Annotated in this window: 2 protein-coding genes and 1 tRNA gene; all 3 read left to right on the top strand. The window is 58.8% G+C overall.

Annotated elements, in window-relative coordinates; all coding sequences use genetic code 11:
* Positions 1–64 precede the first annotated feature (64 nt).
* Entirely contained in the window at positions 65–562 is a 498-nt protein-coding gene (locus Q392_RS26405) for a DUF4917 family protein (protein WP_051953990.1), read from the top strand.
* Between the two features lie 85 nt (positions 563–647).
* Positions 648–721 (top strand) — tRNA-Gly (locus Q392_RS26400).
* A gap of 86 nt (positions 722–807) precedes the next feature.
* Entirely contained in the window at positions 808–1,155 is a 348-nt protein-coding gene (locus tag Q392_RS33215; RefSeq protein WP_157008359.1) for a DUF6538 domain-containing protein, read from the top strand.
* Positions 1,156–1,193 lie beyond the last annotated feature (38 nt).

Raw genomic sequence — 1,193 nt, 5'->3', positions numbered from 1 at the left:
GCGTCCGCAAAACTGATCTGGCTCATTCGCGCAGGCTCCTTTGCGCTATTCAACGCGCCGCGGCATGATCGGTGGACTTGTTCAGACCTTCCCTAACGCCACCAAGCAGAACATCTTCTACTTACACGGGGCGCTTCCACTCTTCGACACTGGGACGCAGGTGATCAAGGAGCAATACGACCCGGTTGAGGGTTACCTGCTTGAGAAGATCAGCCAGAGAATCGAGAAGGAGGAGTACCCCATATTCGTGACCGCAGGCAATGGGGATGAGAAACTGGCTCAGATCCGGCACAACCCCTACCTGTCTCACTGCTACGACGCCCTATGCGAAGTAGATGGCTCGGTGATCACGTTGGGATTTGGATTTGGCGAGTACGACTTGCACATTCTTGAAGCTCTAAACCGCGCCGCACACTACTTGTCGAAGAGCGCGCCCAAGTTGTGGAGCGTGTACATCGGCGTGTATTCGGATATCGATAAGGCGCGAGTCGCTGAGATTGAAAAGGTGTTTCACGCCAAGGTGCATACATTCGACGCCAGGACCGCGCCCGTCTGGCAGTAGCCCACGGCACTCTAGCCGTCGAGGAGGAAGTCGCCCCAGCACGGGCGAATCGAAGCGGCAAACCGCTACAATGCGCGGCTGAACCGCGGGCGTCGTTCAATGGCAGGACCTGAGCTTCCCAAGCTCAAGACGTGGGTTCGATTCCCTTCACCCGCTCCAGACTCAAAAAAAGCTGTTTAAAATCAACAGCTTAGGGCGTCGAAGGCGGCATCCCGCCACTTCCCTGTGCCACACACCTGTGACACATGCCCTACATCTACCGCCGCGCCAGTGGCACGTTCTACGCCCGATTGCGAGTCCCGGACAACCTGCGTGCAGTCCTCGGCTCTTCTGACCTTCGCAAGTCCCTTCGGACGACCGACTACCACGCGGCGACAAAGCTCGCGTTGCAGACGGCCGCAGCGTGGAAGCAAGAATTCCAACGTATTGAAGCGATGCTCGACGCGAACAAGCTGGCAGCCGGGTCACCGATCCTGCTGACCTCAGGCCTCATCCGACTGGACCACGCGGCAGAGGCCGCAGGATTGAAAGTCGAGACGTATGCGTCTGGCCAAGTCACCTTGCCCCCGAGCGGGCGAGCGTGTAGCCGGTGATTGCGCTCAGGCAGACGGCTTCCAGCGGTGTGGCAGCA

Source organism: Xenophilus azovorans DSM 13620 (assembly GCF_000745855.1).
GTDB classification, from domain to species: Bacteria; Pseudomonadota; Gammaproteobacteria; order Burkholderiales; family Burkholderiaceae_C; genus Xenophilus; species Xenophilus azovorans.
Note: the sequence above shows the minus strand (reverse complement) of the source record. Positions and strands in the feature narration are given on the sequence as shown.